At 59.6% G+C, this 20,492-nt stretch carries 23 protein-coding genes; 6 read left to right on the forward strand and 17 right to left on the reverse strand.

What is annotated here, in order from left to right; genetic code table 11:
- The first annotated feature begins 1 nt into the window (after window position 1).
- The 6 genes from arnC to arnF are packed head-to-tail and all read left to right on the forward strand — an operon-like array spanning window position 2 to window position 6,224.
- Complete coding sequence (arnC, locus tag A8O29_RS01745; protein ID WP_125351797.1) at window positions 2-985, forward strand: undecaprenyl-phosphate 4-deoxy-4-formamido-L-arabinose transferase; 984 nt, start codon at window positions 2-4, stop codon at window positions 983-985.
- On the forward strand, window positions 982-2,964 hold the full coding sequence (gene arnA / locus A8O29_RS01750) for a bifunctional UDP-4-amino-4-deoxy-L-arabinose formyltransferase/UDP-glucuronic acid oxidase ArnA (RefSeq protein WP_125351778.1): 1,983 nt from the start codon (window positions 982-984) through the stop codon (window positions 2,962-2,964). Before arnC ends, arnA begins: the two co-directional genes overlap by 4 nt.
- Entirely contained in the window at window positions 2,964-3,857 is an 894-nt protein-coding gene (gene arnD, locus A8O29_RS01755; RefSeq protein ID WP_125351796.1) for a 4-deoxy-4-formamido-L-arabinose-phosphoundecaprenol deformylase, read from the forward strand. Before arnA ends, arnD begins: the two co-directional genes overlap by 1 nt.
- 5 nt (window positions 3,858-3,862) lie before the next feature.
- Window positions 3,863-5,518 carry a lipid IV(A) 4-amino-4-deoxy-L-arabinosyltransferase gene (gene arnT / locus A8O29_RS01760; RefSeq protein WP_125351777.1) on the forward strand — a complete coding sequence of 552 codons (1,656 nt, stop codon included), beginning with the start codon at window positions 3,863-3,865 and terminating at the stop codon, window positions 5,516-5,518.
- A complete protein-coding gene (arnE, locus tag A8O29_RS01765; RefSeq protein WP_125351776.1) occupies window positions 5,515-5,853 on the forward strand; it encodes a 4-amino-4-deoxy-L-arabinose-phosphoundecaprenol flippase subunit ArnE in 339 nt (112 codons plus the stop codon). Before arnT ends, arnE begins: the two co-directional genes overlap by 4 nt.
- Complete coding sequence (gene arnF / locus A8O29_RS01770; RefSeq protein ID WP_125351775.1) at window positions 5,853-6,224, forward strand: 4-amino-4-deoxy-L-arabinose-phosphoundecaprenol flippase subunit ArnF; 372 nt, start codon at window positions 5,853-5,855, stop codon at window positions 6,222-6,224. Before arnE ends, arnF begins: the two co-directional genes overlap by 1 nt.
- A gap of 114 nt (window positions 6,225-6,338) precedes the next feature.
- Here the strand turns inward: arnF and acpT are convergent, their stop codons facing one another.
- From acpT to A8O29_RS01855, 17 genes are read right to left on the reverse strand one after another with little or no spacing between them, the layout of a single operon-like run.
- Window positions 6,339-6,917 (reverse strand): 4'-phosphopantetheinyl transferase AcpT, encoded by a 579-nt coding sequence (acpT, locus tag A8O29_RS01775; protein WP_125354988.1) that lies wholly within the window; start codon window positions 6,915-6,917, stop codon window positions 6,339-6,341.
- A gap of 2 nt (window positions 6,918-6,919) precedes the next feature.
- Window positions 6,920-8,149: a beta-ketoacyl-ACP synthase gene (locus tag A8O29_RS01780; RefSeq protein WP_125354987.1), complete on the reverse strand. Its 1,230-nt coding sequence runs from the start codon at window positions 8,147-8,149 to the stop codon at window positions 6,920-6,922.
- Window positions 8,146-8,877, reverse strand: coding sequence for a 3-ketoacyl-ACP reductase FabG2 (locus tag A8O29_RS01785; RefSeq protein ID WP_125354986.1), 732 nt, complete (start codon window positions 8,875-8,877; stop codon window positions 8,146-8,148). Before A8O29_RS01785 ends, A8O29_RS01780 begins: the two co-directional genes overlap by 4 nt.
- A complete protein-coding gene (locus tag A8O29_RS01790) occupies window positions 8,874-9,350 on the reverse strand; it encodes a hotdog family protein (RefSeq protein ID WP_125354985.1) in 477 nt (158 codons plus the stop codon). Before A8O29_RS01790 ends, A8O29_RS01785 begins: the two co-directional genes overlap by 4 nt.
- Window positions 9,347-10,516: a beta-ketoacyl-[acyl-carrier-protein] synthase family protein gene (locus A8O29_RS01795; protein WP_125354984.1), complete on the reverse strand. Its 1,170-nt coding sequence runs from the start codon at window positions 10,514-10,516 to the stop codon at window positions 9,347-9,349. The genes A8O29_RS01790 and A8O29_RS01795 overlap by 4 nt, the downstream gene beginning before the upstream one ends.
- A 1-nt stretch (window position 10,517) precedes the next feature.
- Window positions 10,518-11,102 carry a DUF3261 domain-containing protein gene (locus tag A8O29_RS01800; RefSeq protein WP_125354983.1) on the reverse strand — a complete coding sequence of 195 codons (585 nt, stop codon included), beginning with the start codon at window positions 11,100-11,102 and terminating at the stop codon, window positions 10,518-10,520.
- Window positions 11,099-13,423, reverse strand: a complete 2,325-nt coding sequence (locus A8O29_RS01805; RefSeq protein ID WP_125354982.1) for an MMPL family transporter — start codon at window positions 13,421-13,423, stop codon at window positions 11,099-11,101. Before A8O29_RS01805 ends, A8O29_RS01800 begins: the two co-directional genes overlap by 4 nt.
- A complete protein-coding gene (locus A8O29_RS01810) occupies window positions 13,392-13,997 on the reverse strand; it encodes an outer membrane lipoprotein carrier protein LolA (protein WP_125354981.1) in 606 nt (201 codons plus the stop codon). Before A8O29_RS01810 ends, A8O29_RS01805 begins: the two co-directional genes overlap by 32 nt.
- Window positions 13,994-14,416 (reverse strand): acyl-CoA thioesterase, encoded by a 423-nt coding sequence (locus A8O29_RS01815; RefSeq protein ID WP_110510186.1) that lies wholly within the window; start codon window positions 14,414-14,416, stop codon window positions 13,994-13,996. Before A8O29_RS01815 ends, A8O29_RS01810 begins: the two co-directional genes overlap by 4 nt.
- 3 nt (window positions 14,417-14,419) lie before the next feature.
- Entirely contained in the window at window positions 14,420-16,099 is a 1,680-nt protein-coding gene (locus A8O29_RS01820) for a glycosyltransferase family 2 protein (RefSeq protein WP_125354980.1), read from the reverse strand.
- Window positions 16,090-16,443 carry an ApeI family dehydratase gene (locus A8O29_RS01825; protein WP_125354979.1) on the reverse strand — a complete coding sequence of 118 codons (354 nt, stop codon included), beginning with the start codon at window positions 16,441-16,443 and terminating at the stop codon, window positions 16,090-16,092. Before A8O29_RS01825 ends, A8O29_RS01820 begins: the two co-directional genes overlap by 10 nt.
- Window positions 16,440-17,792 carry an AMP-binding protein gene (locus A8O29_RS01830; protein ID WP_125354978.1) on the reverse strand — a complete coding sequence of 451 codons (1,353 nt, stop codon included), beginning with the start codon at window positions 17,790-17,792 and terminating at the stop codon, window positions 16,440-16,442. The genes A8O29_RS01825 and A8O29_RS01830 overlap by 4 nt, the downstream gene beginning before the upstream one ends.
- Before the next feature lie 2 nt (window positions 17,793-17,794).
- The gene (locus A8O29_RS01835; RefSeq protein WP_110510182.1) at window positions 17,795-18,370 is read right to left on the reverse strand and encodes a COG4648 family protein; all 576 of its coding nucleotides are present in this window, start codon (window positions 18,368-18,370) and stop codon (window positions 17,795-17,797) included.
- 5 nt (window positions 18,371-18,375) lie between these two features.
- Window positions 18,376-18,627, reverse strand: a complete 252-nt coding sequence (locus A8O29_RS01840; protein WP_125354977.1) for an acyl carrier protein — start codon at window positions 18,625-18,627, stop codon at window positions 18,376-18,378.
- A 13-nt stretch (window positions 18,628-18,640) separates the two neighbouring features.
- Complete coding sequence (locus A8O29_RS01845) at window positions 18,641-18,898, reverse strand: phosphopantetheine-binding protein (RefSeq protein WP_110510180.1); 258 nt, start codon at window positions 18,896-18,898, stop codon at window positions 18,641-18,643.
- 33 nt (window positions 18,899-18,931) lie between these two features.
- On the reverse strand, window positions 18,932-19,717 hold the full coding sequence (locus tag A8O29_RS01850) for a lysophospholipid acyltransferase family protein (protein WP_125354976.1): 786 nt from the start codon (window positions 19,715-19,717) through the stop codon (window positions 18,932-18,934).
- Window positions 19,714-20,436, reverse strand: coding sequence for a beta-ketoacyl synthase chain length factor (locus A8O29_RS01855; protein WP_125354975.1), 723 nt, complete (start codon window positions 20,434-20,436; stop codon window positions 19,714-19,716). Before A8O29_RS01855 ends, A8O29_RS01850 begins: the two co-directional genes overlap by 4 nt.
- Window positions 20,437-20,492: the final 56 nt, after the last annotated feature.

Here is a 20,492-nt window from a genome sequence, read left to right on the forward strand (position 1 = left end):
TATGTTTGATGCTCCAAAAGTAAAAAAAGTCTCGGTGGTCATTCCTGTTTATAACGAACAGGAAAGCCTGCCGGAACTGATTCGCCGCACCGAAGCCGCCTGCGCCTTGCTGAAACGCGATTACGAAATTCTGCTGGTCGATGACGGCAGCAGCGACGACTCCGCCCGCATGTTGTGCCTGGCCGCAGAAGCGCCGGGCAGCCACATTGTGGCGGTGCTGTTGAACCGTAACTACGGCCAGCATTCAGCGATCATGGCGGGTTTCAGCCACGTCACCGGCGACCTGATCATTACCCTCGATGCCGACCTGCAAAACCCGCCGGAAGAAATTCCGCGCCTGGTGGAAAAAGCCGATGAAGGCTACGACGTGGTTGGCACCGTGCGCCAGAATCGTCAGGACAGCATCTTCCGCAAATCCGCCTCGAAGATGATTAACCGTCTGATCCAGCGTGCCACCGGTAAAGCGATGGGCGACTACGGCTGCATGCTGCGCGCTTACCGCCGGCACATCATCGACGCGATGCTGAACTGCCACGAACGCAGCACCTTTATTCCGATCCTCGCCAACACCTTTGCGCGTCGCACGGTAGAGATCCCCGTGCTGCACGCCGAACGTGAATTTGGCGATTCCAAATACAGCTTTATGCGCCTGATTAACCTGATGTACGACCTGGTGACCTGTCTGACCACCACGCCGCTGCGTCTGTTGAGCGTGGTCGGCAGCGTGATTGCGCTCTCCGGTTTCGCTTTCGCCATTCTGTTAGTGATTTTACGTCTTGCCCTGGGCGCGGAATGGGCTGGCGACGGCCTGTTCCTGCTGTTCGCCGTCCTGTTTATGTTTATCGGCGCGCAGTTCGTCGGGATGGGACTTCTTGGGGAGTATATCGGGCGCATTTATAACGATGTGCGTGCTCGTCCCCGCTACTTTATTCAACGTGTTGTTCGCCAGGAAAGCCTGGTCGCAGAAGAGGAAAATCGTTCATGAAAGCTGTTGTATTCGCCTATCACGATATGGGTTGCACGGGCATTCAGGCCCTGCTTGACGCCGGATATGACATTGCGGCCATCTTTACTCACCCGGATAACGCCGGTGAAAATACCTTCTTCGGCTCGGTAGCACGTCTGGCTGCCGAGCAAGGGATTGCCGTTTACGCCCCGGACGATGTTAACCATCCGCTGTGGGTCGAGCGTATTCAGGCCCTCGCGCCGGACATGATTTTCTCTTTCTACTATCGCAACCTGCTGAGCGACGCCATCGTCAGCACCGCGAAACACGGTGCCTTCAACCTGCACGGCTCCCTGCTGCCGCAGTATCGCGGTCGCGCCCCGCTGAACTGGGTGCTGGTTAACGGCGAAAAAGAGACCGGCGTTACCCTGCATCGCATGGTGAAACGCGCAGATGCGGGCAACATTGTCGCGCAGCAGAAAGTCCAAATAACCGATGCTGACGTGGCCATGACCCTGCACCGCAAACTCTGCACCGCGGCCCAGTCGCTGCTGCGTGATGCGCTGCCGCAGATTGCGACCGGCAATATCACCGAAATCGTTCAGGATGAAAGCCGGGCGACTACCGTGAAGGGCCGCACACCGGAGGACGGGCGTCTGAACTGGGAACTGTCCGCAGAATCCCTGCACAACCTGGTCCGCGCGGTGTCCGATCCGTGGCCCGGCGCGTTTGGCTTTGTAGGCACTAACAAATTTATCGTCTGGAAATCCCGCGTGCGTCACGACGTCGCTGCGGCGAAGCCGGGCACCGTCATGTCTGTCTCTCCGCTGGTGGTTGCCTGCGGGAACGGCGCGCTGGAAATTATCACCGGCCAGACCGACAAAGGCGTCTACATGCAGGGCGCACAGCTGGCGCAGTCTCTGGGTCTGGTGACCAGTGCGCTGCTGTCGAGCAAACCGTTTGTGGCGGTCAAACGTCGCACCCGCGTGCTGATCCTCGGCGTGAACGGCTTCATCGGTAACCATCTCACCGAACGTCTGCTGGCAGATGATAACTACGAAATTTACGGCCTGGATATCGGCTCTGACGCCATCAGCCGTTTCCTCGATTGCCCACGTTTCCACTTCGTTGAAGGCGATATCAGCATCCACTCCGAGTGGATCGAATATCACATCAAGAAATGCGACGTGGTGCTGCCACTGGTCGCGATTGCCACGCCGATTGAATACACCCGTAATCCGCTGCGCGTGTTTGAACTCGATTTCGAAGAGAACCTGAAGATCATCCGTGACTGTGTGAAATACAACAAGCGCATCATCTTCCCGTCCACCTCCGAAGTGTACGGCATGTGTACCGACAACAACTTCGACGAAGATGCGTCTAATCTGGTTGTCGGCCCTATCAACAAACAGCGCTGGATTTACTCGGTGTCCAAACAGCTGCTCGACCGCGTGATTTGGGCATACGGCGACAAAGAAAACCTGAAATTCACCCTGTTCCGTCCGTTCAACTGGATGGGGCCGCGTCTGGATAACCTGAACGCCGCGCGGATCGGCAGCTCACGCGCCATCACCCAGTTGATCCTCAACCTGGTGGAAGGCTCGCCGATTAAGCTTATCGAAGGCGGTAAGCAGAAACGTTGCTTCACCGATATCAGCGACGGTATCGAAGCATTGTTCCGCATCATTGAGAACAAAGACGGGCGCTGCGACGGGCAAATTATCAACATCGGTAACCCGGAAAACGAAGCGAGCATCAAAGAGCTGGCTGAACTGCTGCTCGACTGCTTTGAACGTCACCCGCTGCGTAACCAGTTCCCTCCGTTTGCGGGCTTCCGCGACGTTGAGAGCAGCGACTACTATGGCAAAGGTTATCAGGACGTTGAGCACCGCAAGCCGAGTATTCGCAACGCCAAACGTTGCCTCGACTGGCAGCCAACGGTGGAAATGCAGCAAACGGTAGAACAGACCCTGGACTTCTTCCTGCGCACCGTTGAGTTAACGGAAACCCAAAAATGATGAGAAAGGTTGGCTTACGCGTTGATGTGGATACCTTTCGCGGCACTCGCGATGGCGTCCCCCGCCTGCTGGACATTCTTCAGCGGCACGACATTCAGGCCAGCTTCTTTTTCAGCGTCGGGCCGGACAACATGGGGCGTCATTTATGGCGCCTGTTGAAGCCGAAATTCCTGTGGAAGATGCTGCGCTCGCGCGCGGCATCGCTGTATGGCTGGGATATCCTGCTGGCGGGCACCGCCTGGCCGGGGAAAATCATCGGCGCGGCGAATGCCAACGTCATCCGCGCCACCGCGAAGGCGCATGAGGTCGGGCTGCACGCCTGGGATCATCATCGCTGGCAGTTGTGGAGCGGCGTCTGGAGCGAAGCGCAGCTGGAGCAGGAAATCGGCCGCGGTTTGCAGGCGCTGGAAGGGATTATCGACGCGACCGTCACCTGTTCTGCCGTCGCAGGCTGGCGGGCGGATGCCCGCGTGGTAAACGCCAAAGAAGGTTTTGAGTTTCTCTACAACAGCGACTGTCGCGGCACACGTCCGTTCCTGCCGATTCTGCAAAATGGCAAGACGGGTACGGTGCAAATCCCGGTCACGTTACCAACCTGGGACGAAGCCGTGGGTAGCCGCGTCAGCGCAGAAGATTTCAACGACTGGCTGATTGAGCGCATCCATAAAGACCGGGGCGTGCCGGTTTACACCATTCATGCCGAAGTGGAAGGCATTATTGGCGCAGAACACTTTGAAAGCCTGATACGGCACGCGGCGGAAGAGGGCATCACGTTTTGCCCGCTGAGCCAGCTGTTGCCGGAGGATTTTAGTACGCTACCAAAAGGGAACGTGGTGCGAGGCGAACTGGCAGGCCGGGAGGGCTGGCTGGGACAAGAACAATTATTGGGTTAAGGTCTATGAAATCCTTACGTTTAAGCGCATCACTGCTGTTTTTATTCGCGCTGTATTATGTGGTTCCCCTGAATTTCCGCCTTTTGTGGCAGCCGGATGAGACCCGTTACGCGGAAATCAGCCGCGAAATGCTGGCCTCCGGTGACTGGCTTGTGCCGCACTTCCTCGGCCTGCGTTACTTCGAAAAACCGATCGCCGGATACTGGATCAACAGCATCGGTCAGTGGCTCTTTGGTCATACCCATTTTGCCGTGCGCTTTGGTGTGGTCTTCTCCACCGCCTGTACTGCACTGCTGGTAGCGTGGCTGGCGTGGAAAATCTGGCGAGACAAACGCACCGCGATATTGTCTGCTGTCATCTTTATGACCGCTTTCCTGGTGTACGGCATCGGCACCTACGCGGTGCTCGACCCGATGATTGCCCTGTGGTTGATGCTTGCCCTGTGCAGCTTCTGGGGAGCATCTCAGGCGCAGACCCGCGGCGGCAAACTCGGCGGCTACGTGCTGTTGGGCATCGCCTGCGGCATGGGGGTGATGACCAAAGGTTTCCTTGCGCTGGCGGTACCGGTCATCGGCGTACTGCCGTGGGTGATTGTGCAAAAACGCTGGAAAGAAGTGCTGCTCTGGGGCTGGGTGGCTGTTCTGGTGTGTATTCTCACGGTGCTGCCGTGGGGGCTGGCTATCGCCCAGCGCGAACCGGATTTCTGGCGCTACTTCTTCTGGGTCGAACACGTCCAGCGCTTTGCTCAGAGTGACGCGCAGCATAAAGCCCCATTCTGGTACTACATTCCGTTCCTGATTGCGGGCAGTCTGCCGTGGCTGGCGCTGTTGCCCGGTGCGCTGAAAACGGGCTGGAAAGAACGCGATTCACAGCGCAGCACCTTCTATTTGCTGGGCTGGGTGGTGATGCCGCTGTTGTTCTTCAGCATCGCCAAAGGCAAGCTGCCGACCTACATTCTGCCGTGCTTTGCGCCGCTGGCGATACTGATGGCGCGCTATGCGCTGGATGCGGCCGACAGAGGGGCGAAGGCGCTGCGCTACAACGGTATGATCAACATCGCGTTCGGCCTGATTGGGCTGGTGGCGGTGCTGGTGGTGTCGCCGTGGGGCCTGTTGTCGAAGCCGGTATGGAACGATATCGAGCTGTATAAATGCTTGCTAGCGGCGGTGGCCTTTGGTGCCTGGGCGCTGGTCGGCTGGCTGTCGATTCGTGACGGCGTGCAGCGCTGGCCGCTGGCCGCCTGTTGTCCGTTGGCACTGGCGTTGCTGATTGGCTTTGCCATTCCGGACCGCGTGATCGACAGCAAACAGCCGCAGTTCATCACCGATATCGTCAGCGAACAACTGGTGCCGAGCCGCTACGTGCTGACCAACAGCGTCGGCGTTGCCGCTGGGCTGGCGTGGGAGCTTAATCGCAGCGACGTGATGATGTTCGGCCAGCAGGGCGAGCTGAAATACGGCCTGGCGTACCCGGATGCGAAAGGGCGTTACCTCGCCAAAGATGATTTCGACAGCTGGCTGGCGACGCATCGTGCGCAAGGGCCGGTGTCGCTGGTGCTACAGTTGAACAGAGGTCAGAAACTCGAGGAGCTGGGATTGCCGAAAGCCGATAACGTCTACGAGATGAGCCGGATGGTCTTCTTGCAGTATCTGACGCAATGATCACCGCGCTCTCTCTGCTGCTGGCAAGCCTCCTGAGCTGCGTCGGGCAGCTGTGCCAGAAGCAGGCTACTCACGCCTCACCGTCCGGTCGGCGTGGGCGGCACATCGTGTTATGGCTGGGCCTGGCGCTGCTGGCGCTCGGCGGCGGCATGGCGCTGTGGCTGGTGGTGTTACAGCGTTTACCCGTCGGCATTGCGTATCCGATGCTGAGCCTGAATTTCGTCTGGGTGACGCTGGCGGCGAAGATTATCTGGCATGAGCCGGTATCGCGCCGTCACTGGCTCGGCGTGGGGTTGATCATTCTGGGGATTCTGGTGCTGGGAGCAAGCCGCTGATGGGGATTATCTGGGCGTTACTGAGCGTGATTCTGGTCAGTGCGGCACAGTTGCTGCTGCGCAGTGCGATGCTGACGCTGCCTGCGGTGAGCGACATCGGCACGCTGCTGTGGAATGTATTGCATTTCCAGCCGGGGACCAGCGCGTTGTTGCTCGGCTTGGGTGGCTATCTGGCGTCGATGGTGTGCTGGTTCTTCGCCCTGAAACGTTTGCCGCTGGCGAAGGCGTACGCGCTATTGAGTCTGAGCTATATCTCGGTCTGGGCGGCGGCGTTGATACTGCAAAACGAAGCCTTTTCCTGGCCAGGGCTGGCGGGAGTGCTGCTGGTGATGGCGGGAGTAATGACGATATTTACGCCGCAACGGCGATAACGTTCAGTGATTTCCCTCTCCCTAACCCTCTCCCATAGGGAGAGGGAATAGTACTGCTTTCACCCTCTCCCTTTGGGAGAGGGCCGGGGAGAGGGTGAGTGCGAAAAGAAAACCCTACGCCACCCACTCAATCGTCTGCGCTGAAACGTCAAACGGGGTCGGCGTACACACTGCCAGACTCAACCCGTCACACTGCAAATCACTCACGTGCAGATGCAGCGGCGCGGTGCTGTCGTGGCTGACAATCTGCCAGGCGCTGCCGCCGCGCTGTTTCACCATCGCTTCCTTTCGTGTCCAGATCCGCCAGAACGCGGCCAGACGATGCTCTTCAGCTTCCCGCTCAATTTCGAGATGCTCATTGTTGGTAAACGTGGCATTCGCCAGCTGACGCCACTGTGGGCGAGGGCGCAGCGCTTCGATATCACAACCCACTTCGCCTTCATCGCTCAACAGCAGGGCGATGTTGTCGCCGCTGTGGCTCAGGTTAAACCACAGCGCATGGTTATCGTCAAACCCCGGTTTACCCTGCTCGCCAAAGCGAATCTCCGGCAACGGCGAAACGGCGTGGCACAGCAGCGCACGCCCGGCAAGCCAAGCGCTGCGGCGCTTTCCGTCTGGCGCGCATTCAGCGAGCGCCGGCGGCAGTGTTGCCGTACTTAGGGTCGAAATCTTTCCGAGGAACAGCCGATACATCTTTACTCCCAGCGTTTGATGACAATCGAGGTGTTGATCCCGCCGAAGGCGAAGTTATTGCTCTGCAAAAACTCACAATCAATAGCCCGTGACTCTCCCATAATGTAGTCCAGATCGCCACATAGTTCGTCAGGTTGTTGCAGGTTAAGCGTCGGCGCGAACCAGCCTTCACGCATCATTTGCAGGCTCATCCACGCTTCCAGCGCGCCGCACGCCCCGAGCGTATGGCCGAAATAACTCTTCAGCGACGAGATAGGCGTCTGGTTACCGAACACCGCGGCAGTGGCCTGACTTTCGGCGATATCGCCGCGATCAGTCGCCGTACCGTGTGCTGAAATATAGCCGATATCTGACGGTGCAAGGCCCGCCTGACGCAGCGATTGCTCCATGCAAATCTGCATCGTTTCACGCTGCGGCTGGGTGATGTGGGCCGCATCGCAGTTGGTGGCGAAACCAACAATCTCACCAAAGATAGTCGCGCCGCGTGCTTTGGCATGCTCAAGTTCTTCCAACACCAACGTGCCCGCGCCTTCACCGATAACCAGTCCGTCACGGTTCACATCGAATGGCGACGGCGTGGTGCCCGGCGCGTCATTGCGCTGGCTGGTGGCGAACAGGGTATCAAACACCGCCGCTTCCGACGGGCACAGTTCTTCCGCGCCGCCAGCGACCATCACCGTTTGATAACCGTGGCGAATGGCTTCGTATGCGTAGCCGATGGCCTGGCTGCCGGAGGTACAGGCGCTGGACGTGGGGATCACGCGTCCGCGCAGGCCGAAGAACAAGCCAGTGTTGACCGCGGTGGTGTGCGGCATCATCTGCACGTAGGTGGTGCCGGTGATGTTGTTGGTGTGTTTTTCGGTGAGCATGGTGGCGAACTCGCTCACCGGGCCGGTGCTGCCGGTAGACGAGCCGTAGGCAATCCCGGTTTCACCGTTGGTCAGCACCGGGTTTTCCAGCAGCCCGGCCTGTTCCAGTGCCAGTTCGCTGGCGCGGGTCGACATCAGCGACACGCGGCCCATCGCACGAATGCGTTTGCGGGTGTAGTGCGCAGGCAGCGAAAAATCATCAATCGGCGCGCCGAGCAGGGTGTGCAGCCCGTCGTAAATCTGCCACTCCGGCATTTTACGCACCGCATTTTGATAGCCGCGCAGGCGTTCAGATACGCTCTGCCAGTTCTCGCCAAACGCGGTCACGCCGCCCATGCCGGTAATGACCACGCGACGGGTCATAACATGCCTCCATTGATGGAAATCACCTGGCGGGTGACGTAGCCCGCAATATCAGACATCAAGTAGCTGGCAAGCCCGGCGACTTCCTCGGCCTGGCCCATGCGTTTCATTGGGATCATGCTCATGGCCTCTTTTTGCGCCGCCTCTTCCATGTCGATCATCCCGGTATCAATCAGCCCCGGTGCGATGCAGTTGACGGTGATTTTGCGTTTCGCCAGCTCAATCGCCAGCGCTTTGGTGGCACCGATGATCCCGGCTTTTGCCGCGCTGTAGTTGACCTGGCCACGGTTGCCCATCAGCCCGGACACGGACGATAGCGTAATGACACGCCCGCCGGACCGCAGGCCAATCATCGGCATGATGCACGGCTGAATGACGTTGTAGAAGCTGTCGAGATTGGTGTGGATTACGCTGTCCCAGTCGTCGTCGCTCAGCGCCGGGAATGCGCCGTCACGGGCGATGCCCGCATTGCTGACCACGCCGTACCATGCGCCGTGCTGTTCGATATCTGCTTCAAGCACTTCACGACATTGTTCACGATTGCCGACGTCAAACTGCAACAGGCGGCCTGCGCCCCCGGCACTTTCAATGGCGTTCAGGGTGTCCTGCGCGCCTTGCTCATCGCGGAGATAATGCACGCCAACGGTAAACCCGTCGGCCGCCAGTGTGAGCGCAATCGCGCGGCCAATACCCTTGCTGGCCCCGGTGACCAGAACTGAACGACTCATGATGACGACCCTTGTTGAAAAAGCGTGGTTAATTCTTCTGTTGTCGGCTGGAAGGTGTTCACGCGCCCGGTGGCGAGCGTCTCGCCGTCGGCGGTAATCACACATTCAAAGCTGCCGAACCGTTCGTCCTGCATCAGCAACGAGACGGTGATATCGAGCACGCTTTCGGCGTGAAATTCGCCGGAAACACACTTCAGCTCGCGCGCGCCCAGCACCATGCCGAGCGTGATTTGCGCTTCGCCTTTCTGCTGACGGTGCCAGCCGGACCAGACGCCAACGGTCTGCGCCATCAGTTCCAGCGCGTACCAGCCCGGCAGTTTGCCGCTGGTATCGAGGAACGGGGCGAGCACGCCCGTGCGGTTAACGGTCACCTGACAAACGGCCTGTTCGTCGGTGACATTTTTGACCGTTTCCAGCAGCAGCATCGGCGCGTTGTGCGGCAGATAATGGCCTGGCGTTAAATAGTGGCTCATGCCGTTCTCCCGAGCAGAATGCTGGCGTTGTTGCCGCCAAAGGCGAAGGAATTAGACAGAATGACCGGGCGCGTTAGCGGCTGCGGCGTGGTGAGTAACCCGCAGGCGGGCAGCGTCGGGTCTACCGGTGCGTGGCTGAAATCCTGCGGCGGAAGCGGCAGGTTGCGCGTGAGAATCAGCCAACTCAGCGCCGCTTCGGTAATACCCGCCGCGCCGAGGGTGTGTCCGGTCAGATGTTTGGTGGAACTGCACGGCACGCTCTCGCCAAACAGCGCGTTCACCACCTGGGATTCCACCTGGTCGTTGAGCGGTGTAGCGGTGCCATGCAAATTGATATAGCCCACGTCCTGCGGCGACAGCCCGGCGTCATTCAGCGCCTGCTGAATCGCGCGGATCGCGCCTTCTCCCTGCGGATGCGGGGCAGAAATATGGTGTGCGTCGCTGGATTCGCCAACGCCGAGCAGCGCAATCGGCTGTGGTTCGCGGGTGAGCAGCATCAGCGCCGCGCCTTCGCCAATGGTAATGCCGCAGCGGTCACGGCCAAACGGCTGGCAAAGGGCGGTGGAAAGGGATTCCAGACTGTTGAACCCGTTTACCGGCATTCGGCTCAGGGTATCGGCTCCGCCGACAATCGCCACGTCGACCAGCCCGGCGTCAATCAGACGGCGGCCGCTGATCATCGCGCGAGCGCTGGAAGAGCAAGCGGTGGAGAGCGTGTAGGCCGGGCCTTCGAGCTGCAGCCAGTTGCGCAGGAAACGCGATGGGTCGCCCAACTCCTGCTGACCGTAGCGCCAGTCGAGGTTTTCTTTGCCATTCAGCGTCAGGTTGGCGTGAATATCACCTTCATCAAGCCCGGACGTGCTGGTGCCCATGACAACGGCCACCCGGTCGCGACCGAAGCGGGCAATGGCCTCATCAACCTGCGGCTGAATCTGTTCGAGCGCCGCCAGCAGCAGCTGGTTATTGCGGGAACGGTGTCCGGCAAACGCCTCGGGGATCGGCGGTAATTCACCGTCCACGCCGCCGAGTACCGCGGGCACATCGCCCTGCAACCAGCCATCGCGTGGGCGCATACCCGGCGCCACGCCAGCGCGCAGGTTGGCGGCAATGTCATCCGGCGTCCTGCCCAGCGCGTTAATCATTCCTGAGGCAGCAATGTAGATCATCTCAGTCGCCCAGATTTTGAATGGTGATGTGGTAGTTGAACACGTGCTGTTCGATGCTGATGGGCTGGCGCTGGCCTTTGCGCTGCAGGTAGGTAATTTCCGTCACCAGTTTGCCCTGAGCATTGCGAAGCTCACGTTTATCACCGTTGTCGGTGAGCGTCCAGCCTTTCGGTAGCTGCGGCGTCCACGCGCTAATCGGCCAGTGGCTCAGCATCACGTCGGCCAGCACCTGGCTTGCCGGTGGCAGCTGTGGCACCACAATCGACTGCTCGGTGTGAATGCCTTTCTCGTCATAGGTCACGAGGAACAGGCGAATGCCCACCGACGACAGCCCCGCGAGGGTCAGCTTTTTATCATCGGCGTTGAGCATCACCAGCAATGACTGGGATTTACCGTTAAAGCTGCCGGTTAACAACTGCAGGGCGCTGACCGCCGGGGTAATGCCCGGCGGCGGGAGCGTAATTTGCGTCCCCGGTTGCAGCCACGCCTGCGGGCGACCGCTTTCATTCTGCGGCGAATGGCTACAGCCGGTGAGCGCCAGCACCGCCGCGAGGGCGAGGCCATGCCAGAAGGTGCGTATCATCATTTTCGTTTTCTCTCTTTCTTGCCCGGCATCGCCAGCGGCGACAGCAGAAACGCGGTAAAGATGCCGCTGACCAGCACGATGCCAAAGCTGCTGATCGCCTGGGTGGCGCTGAAAACTAGCATCCCAAGGGTCAGCAATGTGGTGATCATCGCCAGGGTGATCGCCAGCAGTGAAGTGAGCGGGGTGCCGCGCGGGTTGCTGAAAAACAGGGTGTAGTTGATGCCAATCCCCAGTACCAGCACCAGCGCCAGCAATGAGAACAGGTTCACCGCATGGCCGCTGAGCGACAGCACCGCCAGGCCGCAGCCGAGCGATAACAACGACGGCACCAGGCTTATCAGCCCTTTGCGCCAGCCGAGTCGCAACATCGCGCCGACGGCGATAATCACCAGTGCCACGCCGAGCAGGGCGGTTAAAATTGTGCGGTACAGGGCGAACAGCTGATCAAACGAGGCTTTGCGATCGTTCCACGCCACGCCGTCTGCGTGCTCTGCCAGCTGCTGAAGTGCAGCGCTGTTTTTCACGCCGTCGACCGGGACCAGCACGCCGCTGCGCCCGTCCGGTAAAGTCAGCCACAGTAAACGCCAGCCTTCGCTGGCCGGGCTTTTCAGCCAGGCCTCAACGCTGACCGGCATTGGGTTCAGATCCGGCGTTACCGTTTTGAGTCCGGCGGTTTGCAGGGCGTTCACCACCGCAGGCGAGGCTTGTTTCAACAGCTGTAAATCCTGCTGCTGACGCTGGAGTGAATTGAGCGGCAGGGTGCGGAACTGGGCGAACAGGCCCGCTTTTTGCGCTTTTTCAAGCTGCGGGACGAACGCTTCCAGCCGTTCCAGCGTTTGCTGGGCGGAATCGCCGTACACCACAAACCATTTCTGATCGACACTCTGCCCGGTCAGGGCGGTGATCTGTTTTTCTTGCGCCAGTAAGTGCTGCGGCAGCGCTTGAAGCTGGGAAATATCGTCATCCACGCGCAGATTGGCGAGGCCCGCCAGGGTAAATAGCGCCAGTGCCAGCGGCAGACCAACGGAGAGTTTTTTATTGCGACGCCAGGCCGCCAGCCAGCGCAGCATCAGGGTCATCAGCGGCACCGGCCGCACCGGCAGGCCGCGGCACAGCCACGGATGCCAGAAAATCACCGTCAAACACGAGGCGCTTAATCCGGCGGCGGCAAACACCGCCATCTGGCGAATGCCGGGGAACGGGGCCAGTACCATCAACAGATAAGCCGCAACGGTGGTGAACAGCGCCAGCAGCAGCGCACGGCGTACCTTGACCAGGCTTTGCCACGGCGTAGACGCTTCACCGTGGACCATGCGTTCGGTCAGGTAATAGAGCGTGTAATCCGCCGAAATGCCGATGATGCTCATGCTCATTACCAGCGTCATCAGGTGCAGTTCACCGAACAGCAGCAGCGTGGCGACGGTGCCTGCCAGCGCACCAATGCCGACGGAAAGCAGGCACAGGAACAGCGGGCGAAGCGAGCGGAACACCAGCGTAATCAGTAGAATAACGCCGAGCACGGTGGCTACGCCGAGGGTCGATACATCCTGTTTGGCCTGCTGACTGGCGTAATCGCTGTAGAACATCGTTCCGCGCGACAGCAGCTGCGCCTGCGGGAACTGGGATTTCAGTTGGGCTTCCAGCGCCGCCAGTTCAGTGACGCGCTGGTGGGTTTGCTGCATATCGAATGAGGAGCCGTTCAGCTCGCCGTGTAGCAGATACCAGTAGTTGCCCGCGTGGTCCTGCGCGACCAGCCAGCCGTCCATCAGCCGCAGCTTTTGTCCGTTCTGCGCCAGCGCCAGTTGCGAGCCACGCATCAGCATCAGCGGATCGTTGTTCAGCTCTTTGCCGCTGACCCCGGAAAACGCCGAGTACAGTTGCGATAAAATCCACTGCGCCTGCGCTTCACCGCCCTGTTGTAAACGGCTGCGGGTGGCGCTGTCGATCAGCGCGTTGCGGTGCTGGAAGAAGAAGGTGCCCCACGCCTGCTGGCTGCTGGCATCCATTTGGCCTTTCACCTCACGCAGCGCGCCGGACTGCGCCAGCAGCGTCTGCCAGCGGTTGGCTACCGCCGGATCGGCCGTTTTACCAGGGCTGACCAGCCACACCAGCTGCTGGTCGAGACGCTGCATAAAACCGTCGCTTAGAGCAGGCGGAATAGCGCCCATACTTTGCGACGGCAGCATCGCCAGCACGCTGCTGTTCAGGCGTGCGCGCGGCAGCAGTACCGCCAGCGCTGTCAGCAGAATCAGGCACAGCGTAAGCCAGCCCCACGCCGCGCGGCGGGCGCTATTGGGCGGCGAAACGTTGACGTTCATCATCGGTCAAAGTAGCCGGAGTCAGGCGCTGTTGAGTCAACGTAATGTCGGTGCGATCGCCCTGCTTATCGTTGAGTTGAATGCTGTTCAGATACGTGGCGCCGCCCAAATCGATGGAGGTGAAAATCTTATCCAGCGGCGTGGTGATCGGCGTCAGCTTCAGCGTCCAACTGTTGTTGCCTTTGTCCTGGAAATCGATGCGGAAGTTTTGCTCCAGCACTTTGCGGTCGGCCTGGAACAGCGCGCGCAGCAGATGGTTAAACTGGAACATCTGCGGATTGTTGTCGGCGGTGATGGTCTGCGGCGGCTGGCCGTTGACGATTTGCACCATTCGCGAATCGTTGAGCATCAGCTGCATCGGGAACGGCGAGGTTTGATCCCACAGCAGGCCGGTATCGCGCGCAATCAGCATTTCGCCCTGCGAACGCAGCGGCTGCGGCATCTCTTTGATGGTGCGCGTCTGGTCGAAGTGTGCGCGCACCAGTGGCTGTTCGGTGAAGCGCTGCTGCAAATCGTCGAGGGTGATGGCGTGCGCCAGCGGGGCCAGCAGCAGGACAACAAGAGGCCACAGTTTCATGCGCTGACTCCCATACGTTCGAACAAGATCGCCGGGCTGACGAAACACAGCTCTTTGGTTTTTTCTTCCACCGCGACCTGGATGGTGTAGCCGGTGGTGGTGCGCTTGCCGGTGGCGGCATCGACAATTTCATAGCCGATACGCAGGCGGTTTTCGTACTCTTCCAGCTTCGCGCGCACGCGGATGGTTTGCTCGAAGGTCACCACGTCGCGGTATTTCACGCGGGTGTCGACCACCGGCCAGACGTAGCCGGACTCCTTCATCTGGCGATAGCCATAGTCGAACTGGTTGAGCAGCGCCTCGCGGGCGATTTCGAAATAGCGGAAGTAGTTGCCGTGCCACACCACGCCCATCATATCGACGTCGTGAAACGGCACGGTGATTTCAACTTCGGTGGTAAAGCGGGGATCGTTGAGCACCCTTTACTCCTTCTCAGTCGCATCCGGCAGACGCCAGAAATCAAAAAAGTTAAACCAGTCGAGGGGCGACAGCAGGGCGTAATGCTCCAGACGCTGCGCGTATCGGTCGACGGTATGCTGTAACGCCTGCTGACGTTCGCCGCGCGGTAACACCAGCGGGTCGGCGAACGGTTCGCAGTGCACGTGCAGTTTGCCCTGCTGCTTGAGGGCGAAAATCATCAACACCGGGCATTTGAGCACCGAGGCCAGAATAAACGGCCCCTGCGGGAACGGCGCGGGCGAGCCCATAAACTCGCTCCAGATAACCCGCCAGTCACCGCCGCGCTGCGGATTCACCGCAATGCGATCGCCGACGATCGCCACCCATTCGCCCTGATCGAGTTTCTCTTTCAGCAGTATCGCGGTGTCCGGGCCGATGTTAGTCACGGAAATGAGATTGATGCCCGACTGCGGGGCGTTCTCTTCCATCACCTGCTTAAAGCGTTGGGCGTTATCGTTAAACACCAGCGCGTTAATGGTGCGGGTAGAGAGCGCCCGACAGGCTTCGACATCGCCCAGATGCGAGGCCAGCAGCAGCTTGCCCTGCGGCGCGGACATATCCAGCGCCTCCTGTGCGCCGGGTGCAAACACGATATCGCGGCCCGGTTTTAGCTCTCCGCGCCAGCTGGCTACCTTGTCGAGGATCGCATGGCCGAAGCCCATAAAATGCTGGAAGCTATTAAAGCGTTCAGGCTGCGGCAGATTGCGGGCGGCCAGTTCGCGTTTGGCGCGGGCAATCCACTGCTGTGAGGCGCGTCGCGGTTCGCGGGCGGTCAGCCAGAAGACGGCAATCACCGGCCACAGCAACAGTGAGAACGCCCCGCGCCCGAAGGTTTTCCACACCCAAATCATCAGCCTCATGCCCCACAGGCCTTTGGCCTCCGGCTGTTTCGCCCAGTGTTGGCGACGGCGGCGGAAAAGCAGGGACGGAATACGCGGCAACATGCCGAAGAACAGGCGGGTGTGCATCCACGAGATGCGCAGGTTGTCTTTCAGGGCGTCGAAATGGGACAGGCCATCCAGCGGATAGGTCACGCGGGTCGGCACAAAATAGCTGGTGTTGCCCTGCCAGTAGAGACGCACCATCACTTCGGTGTCGAAGTCCATGCGTTTGCCGAGCGGCACCTGCTGCGCGAGTTGCAGCGTGGGCGCAATCGGGTACACGCGAAAGCCGCACATGCTGTCTTTGAGCTGGAGAGACAGGGTCTCGATCCACACCCAGACGTGGGTGACGTAGCGGCCATACAAGCGTGAGCGCGGGACGGAATCGTCATATATCGGTCGCCCGGAAATGAGCGCGTCCGGATGTTTTTCGGCGAGCGACAGTAGTGCAGGAATGTCTTCAATGGCATGCTGCCCGTCGGCGTCGACCTGCACCGCGTGGCTGAAACCGGCGCGCTGTGCCTCTTCCAGACCGCGGATCACCGCCGCCCCTTTGCCTGCGTTTTCTGCCAGACGTACCAGCGTCACATGTTTGTGCATTTCTGCCAGCGCGTTGAGCGCCTCACGGGTGGCGTCATCGCTGCCGTCGTCCACCACGATGCACGGCATTTCAAACGCAGACAGCCGGGCGAGCACGCTCGCCATCATCGCGCCGTGGTTGTAGCAGGGGATCAGAATGCAGGGTGAGAAAGCTACTGACATAACCGGATCTTGCCGCTGCTGGCGGTGTGGCGCGCGTCGCCGTCGTGGCGTTGATAGCTGAACGCCAGCAGCTGTTTGTCAGCCTGCCAGCTCATTTCTAGCGTGACGGTGGTTTCCGGCAACAGCGGGGCCTGGAACTTCACGTTCTGGATGCTGTGAAAACGATAACCGGGGGCCAGCAGAGTGGTGGCGTAATGCATCACCCAGTCGACTTGCGCCACACCGGGCAGCAGTGGCTGTACGTCGAAATGGCCCTGAAACCAGAACAGTTCCGGGTCGAGATGCAAAATGACCGACAGCGCCTGCGGCTGTGTCTGCTGACGTTCAATTTCACGAGGCTTCATAAAAATAGCTCCTGCAATTGCGCATAGACACGCTTGTTCATGCTGTTGACCGGGATTTCGTCGAGCACCCGCCAGTAGCGCGGCACGGAAACCGGCTCCAGCCACGGCAGCAACGCGCGACGCCAGGCCAACTCCTGCGCTTTTCCGCCGGTCGCCTGCCATTGTTCGCGGGCGCTTTCCGTGAGCACCAGCACCACACCGATGCCCTGACGGCCCCCGCGTGAAACGGGGATCGCGGCGGCATCGACAATGCCTTCCAGCGTCAGCAGTCGTTTTTCCACTTCGCTCAGAGAAACGCGTTTTTCTTCAATTTTAACCACCCGGCCACGACGTCCCGTCAGGCGGAAACCGTCATCGACCAGTTCAATCATGTCGTCGAGCAGCAGGCCTTCGGGGTCATTAAGCAACGGCGAAATCAGCCGCCACTCTTCGCCTTCGGCCCGCAGCGTCACGTCCGGGAAAAGCTGCCACGAGGTGCTGTTATCGATGCGCTGGCGCCAGGCCATGATCCCGGTTTCGGTGCTGCCGTAGATTTCATCCGGCCAGACCTTGAACCATTCCTGCGTCACTTTCGCTTCTCGCCACGGCAGCATTCCGCCAGCGGAGAGGATCATGTCGACGGGCGGCGGCGTGAGATTCGCATCCAGACGCTTGAGAAACGCCGGGCTACTGATAAACACGTAGCGATGCGCAGGGTCCAGCGCGCTCAGTTGTTCGGCGTAGTAGAGCATCGCGGCGTGCAGCGGCAGCCCGCAGGCCATCGGCAAGAAGATGCGGAACGTCAGGCCGTAAAGGTGCTGCGGCACGACGGACGCCACGAACCGACAGCCTTCGAGGCGCTGTTCGAAGCGGGTGTGCAACATCCGCGCTTCTTCGTCGAGCAGCGCGATGGGCTTGATGATTTTTTTCGGCTGGCCGGTGGAGCCGGAGGTAAAGAGTTCCACAAAGCTGTCAGCGGCGACGGGCGGGAGCACGATATCTCCCGCGTGCGAGGCATTTTCGCTGGCGCTGACGATAATCTGTGGGCCGCCGCAGTCGAGCTGCGTTTCACTCAGAATACCGTCGAATAAATCCTGCTGTTCGTTCAGCAGCGCGGCGCGGCAGTGGCCTGGGATCACCGGGATTTTGCCCGCGTGCAGCGTGGCCAGCAGCGCGAGAATAAACAAATAACTGTTTTCGAAACACAGCGCCCAGCGCTCACCGGGCTGTGCCTGTAACGACTGCGTCAGCTGCGCGACGTCGTGGCGTAATTCGCCAAGCTGCCATTGCCGTGACCCGAGCCAGGCAATGCAGATGTCGTCAGGGCGCGTTGGGCTCAGCCACTGTGACAGCGGAAGGGGGTGTTTCATGGTTAATCTCTTTTCATCAAACGTCGGCGAACCAGCCATTCACCGGCCATCAGGGTGCCCATCAGCAGGTAGGCGATGACGCCGTTCCACGCGGTCCACAGCCGCATGTCGCCATGCAGGGCGGTGAAGAGGGCAATCGATCCGTTCACGATAAAAAACAGGCACCAGATGCGGGTCACCTGACGGGTATAACGCACGCCTGCCGGCGGTAAATCCGGCTCTCGCAGGCGTGCCAGACGCTCAACCAGCGGCATGTCGCTCCACAGCGAGCCGCCAAATACCGCGAGCATTACCGCGTTCACGACAACCGGATAGAACAGCAGCAGCTGGTGCGCTTTGAGGAGCGCGCTGGCCGCGCACAGGGCAATCCCGGCGAGCGCCACGATTTGCAGCACCCGGCGCATCGGCCCGGCCTGTTTGCGCACCTGAAACAGACGCAGCAACAGCAGCAGCGCCATCACCGGCAGTAGCCAGTGCAGGCCGTTATGCGCCAGACCAAAGCCCACCAGCAACGGCCAGGCCAGAACAATGGCGCCTGTCGCCAGCCGCATCAGCGGCAGCGAGCGTAAGCTGCGCATCTGAATTATTCGTCGTGCAGCAGACGGCTTACGGCATCGACCACATCCTGTACGGTGCGGACCGATTTGAACTCTTCAGGCTTAATTTTCTTTCCGGTTTTTTTCTGCAGGTGGACCACCATGTCGACGGCGTCGATGCTGTCCAGCTCCAGGTCTTCATACAGGCGGGACTCAGGTGTAATGTCCTGAGGGTCAAGTTCGAAGAGTTTGTGCAGAAGCTCGGTCACTTCCTGATAAATCGTTTCTTGTTCAGTCATAACGGACTCGTCTTCACGCGCGTTGAGCGTTAATAAAGGACGCCAGTGTGGCGACGGAATAGAAATGCTGACGCATCTCTTCGCTTTCTGCTGAAAGCACCACGCCGTACTGATTCTTTACCGCCAGTCCCAGCTCCAGTGCATCGATAGAGTCCAGGCCCAGGCCGTCTCCAAAGAGGGGAGCATCGGTGTCGATATCATCCGCTGACAGCTCATCAAGATTCAGGGTCTGAATGATGAGGTTTTTTATTTCAAGATAGAGGGCTTGCATCATTAATTCCTGCCAAAAATAGTTCTGTCCCGGTTAGATTTCCGGGTTGGTCTGCTGCAATTGAGACAAAAACAATCGGTTCAGCTGCCGGGCAGCCAGAGCCGGTTCTTGTAAGTTTGCATCATATAAGTCGGCGATGGCGAGACGCTCACGCACATTCACATCGAATATAGGTTTCACCGGCGGCACATCATACCACTTGCTCTGTTTGTCGAGCATGCGTTCGCTGCACTGGATCGTCACAATTCGGATATCGCTTGCGCAACGTACGGCGATATTTGCCGCACCGCGTTGGAGCGTCATCGGCTCGCCCACGCGTGTGCGTGTGCCTTCCGGGAAAATCAAAATCGTGTCGCCTTTTGCCAGACGCTGCTGGCAGGCGGGCAGCAGGCTGTCGGCCTGGCTGTTGATCAAATAGTCCGCGCTGCGAATAACGCCGCTCATGAACGGGTTTTTCAGCAGTGAGCTTTTCACCATGCAGTCGGTGTCGGGCATGACCGAGGCCAACATCACGTAATCGAGCAGCGACGGGTGATTGGCGATCACCAGACAGCCGCGCTCCTGGCGCAAAATATCTTCGCCGTGAATACGGTAGTCCAGCACGCCCATGACCTTCGTGACCCCTAAAAAGAAACGAAAGCTGGTGGCAATGCTGCGGCGCGCCAGGCTGCGGCGGCGGTCTTTGTTCCTTACGCACAGCAATAAAATAGTAAACCAGATAAGCGATAACAGCAGCCCGCCGAGGCCGAACAGCGAAAAGCAAAATCCGGTGGCGAAGATGCGCCACAGGCGGTTAAAGCGGGAACTGACGGTTTTCATGCCCGGCTCCAGCACCAGCGGGAGACTTCACCGTCAATGACAAATTCGCGGTCGTGATTCAGGTAATGACGCAGGAAACTCAGGCTTTGCGGCAGCGCATTTTCTGCCTCCGTTCCGCCGGATTGCGTGGAACAGGTGAGGCTTGTCCCGGCTTCGAACACCATCGCGCAGGCGTAGGCCCAGGTCGGCATGCTTTCGGGTAAATCCGGGTGATAAAACGCCGGCAGCGCGCCGTCAAAATCGACCATCAGCACGCGCTGATAGCCCGCTTGCAACAGGCTGATGACTTCACACAGGCCCTGCTGAAAAGTGTCTTTTCCGGCGGCCAGCGAAGAGGAGACCACCGGCTGTTGCGCCACAATAGTCAGGTTGCCGACGGCGGAGTTATGTACCGAGAGCGCGAAATCGGTGGGCGACACGGATTGCTCCGTCGCCAGCGCCTCGAGAATGCGAAAGTTGCGTTCGAGTTCGCCGTGACGGCTGGTGTAGAGCACCGCATCAATGGCGTGTTTGCGTAACATCAACAGCCCACACTCCACCGCGAGTTTGCTCCCCGAGCTTAAACGGCGCGCGGTCATCATCGGCAGCGCGGTCAGTTTGGCCTGCGGCGCTGCGGCATCAATGGGCTGGACGGCATTCGCCCACTGAACCCACTGAGCGTCGTCGCTAAGGCCAGGCGCGCGGGCCTGCCAGTCGATAAGGTTTAATGCAAAATTCATCAGTGCGAGCCTGGTCTGTCGATACTCTTTATTCGTTAGAAGACGTTATGCCATTT

Origin of the sequence: Scandinavium goeteborgense (genome assembly GCF_003935895.2) — a bacterium.
Taxonomy (GTDB): domain Bacteria; phylum Pseudomonadota; class Gammaproteobacteria; order Enterobacterales; family Enterobacteriaceae; genus Scandinavium; species Scandinavium goeteborgense.

Coding starts and splice junctions, on each gene's coding strand:
- arnC (WP_125351797.1), top strand. CDS start 2: ATGTTTGATGCTCCAAAAGTAAAAAAAGTCTCGGTGGTCATTCCTGTT.
- arnA (WP_125351778.1), top strand. CDS start 982: ATGAAAGCTGTTGTATTCGCCTATCACGATATGGGTTGCACGGGCATT.
- arnD (WP_125351796.1), top strand. CDS start 2,964: ATGAGAAAGGTTGGCTTACGCGTTGATGTGGATACCTTTCGCGGCACT.
- arnT (WP_125351777.1), top strand. CDS start 3,863: ATGAAATCCTTACGTTTAAGCGCATCACTGCTGTTTTTATTCGCGCTG.
- arnE (WP_125351776.1), top strand. CDS start 5,515: ATGATCACCGCGCTCTCTCTGCTGCTGGCAAGCCTCCTGAGCTGCGTC.
- arnF (WP_125351775.1), top strand. CDS start 5,853: ATGGGGATTATCTGGGCGTTACTGAGCGTGATTCTGGTCAGTGCGGCA.
- acpT (WP_125354988.1), bottom strand. CDS start 6,917: ATGTATCGGCTGTTCCTCGGAAAGATTTCGACCCTAAGTACGGCAACA.
- A8O29_RS01780 (WP_125354987.1), bottom strand. CDS start 8,149: ATGACCCGTCGCGTGGTCATTACCGGCATGGGCGGCGTGACCGCGTTT.
- A8O29_RS01785 (WP_125354986.1), bottom strand. CDS start 8,877: ATGAGTCGTTCAGTTCTGGTCACCGGGGCCAGCAAGGGTATTGGCCGC.
- A8O29_RS01790 (WP_125354985.1), bottom strand. CDS start 9,350: ATGAGCCACTATTTAACGCCAGGCCATTATCTGCCGCACAACGCGCCG.
- A8O29_RS01795 (WP_125354984.1), bottom strand. CDS start 10,516: ATGATCTACATTGCTGCCTCAGGAATGATTAACGCGCTGGGCAGGACG.
- A8O29_RS01800 (WP_125354983.1), bottom strand. CDS start 11,102: ATGATGATACGCACCTTCTGGCATGGCCTCGCCCTCGCGGCGGTGCTG.
- A8O29_RS01805 (WP_125354982.1), bottom strand. CDS start 13,423: ATGATGAACGTCAACGTTTCGCCGCCCAATAGCGCCCGCCGCGCGGCG.
- A8O29_RS01810 (WP_125354981.1), bottom strand. CDS start 13,997: ATGAAACTGTGGCCTCTTGTTGTCCTGCTGCTGGCCCCGCTGGCGCAC.
- A8O29_RS01820 (WP_125354980.1), bottom strand. CDS start 16,099: ATGTCAGTAGCTTTCTCACCCTGCATTCTGATCCCCTGCTACAACCAC.
- A8O29_RS01825 (WP_125354979.1), bottom strand. CDS start 16,443: ATGAAGCCTCGTGAAATTGAACGTCAGCAGACACAGCCGCAGGCGCTG.
- A8O29_RS01830 (WP_125354978.1), bottom strand. CDS start 17,792: ATGAAACACCCCCTTCCGCTGTCACAGTGGCTGAGCCCAACGCGCCCT.
- A8O29_RS01835 (WP_110510182.1), bottom strand. CDS start 18,370: ATGCGCAGCTTACGCTCGCTGCCGCTGATGCGGCTGGCGACAGGCGCC.
- A8O29_RS01840 (WP_125354977.1), bottom strand. CDS start 18,627: ATGACTGAACAAGAAACGATTTATCAGGAAGTGACCGAGCTTCTGCAC.
- A8O29_RS01845 (WP_110510180.1), bottom strand. CDS start 18,898: ATGCAAGCCCTCTATCTTGAAATAAAAAACCTCATCATTCAGACCCTG.
- A8O29_RS01850 (WP_125354976.1), bottom strand. CDS start 19,717: ATGAAAACCGTCAGTTCCCGCTTTAACCGCCTGTGGCGCATCTTCGCC.
- A8O29_RS01855 (WP_125354975.1), bottom strand. CDS start 20,436: ATGAATTTTGCATTAAACCTTATCGACTGGCAGGCCCGCGCGCCTGGC.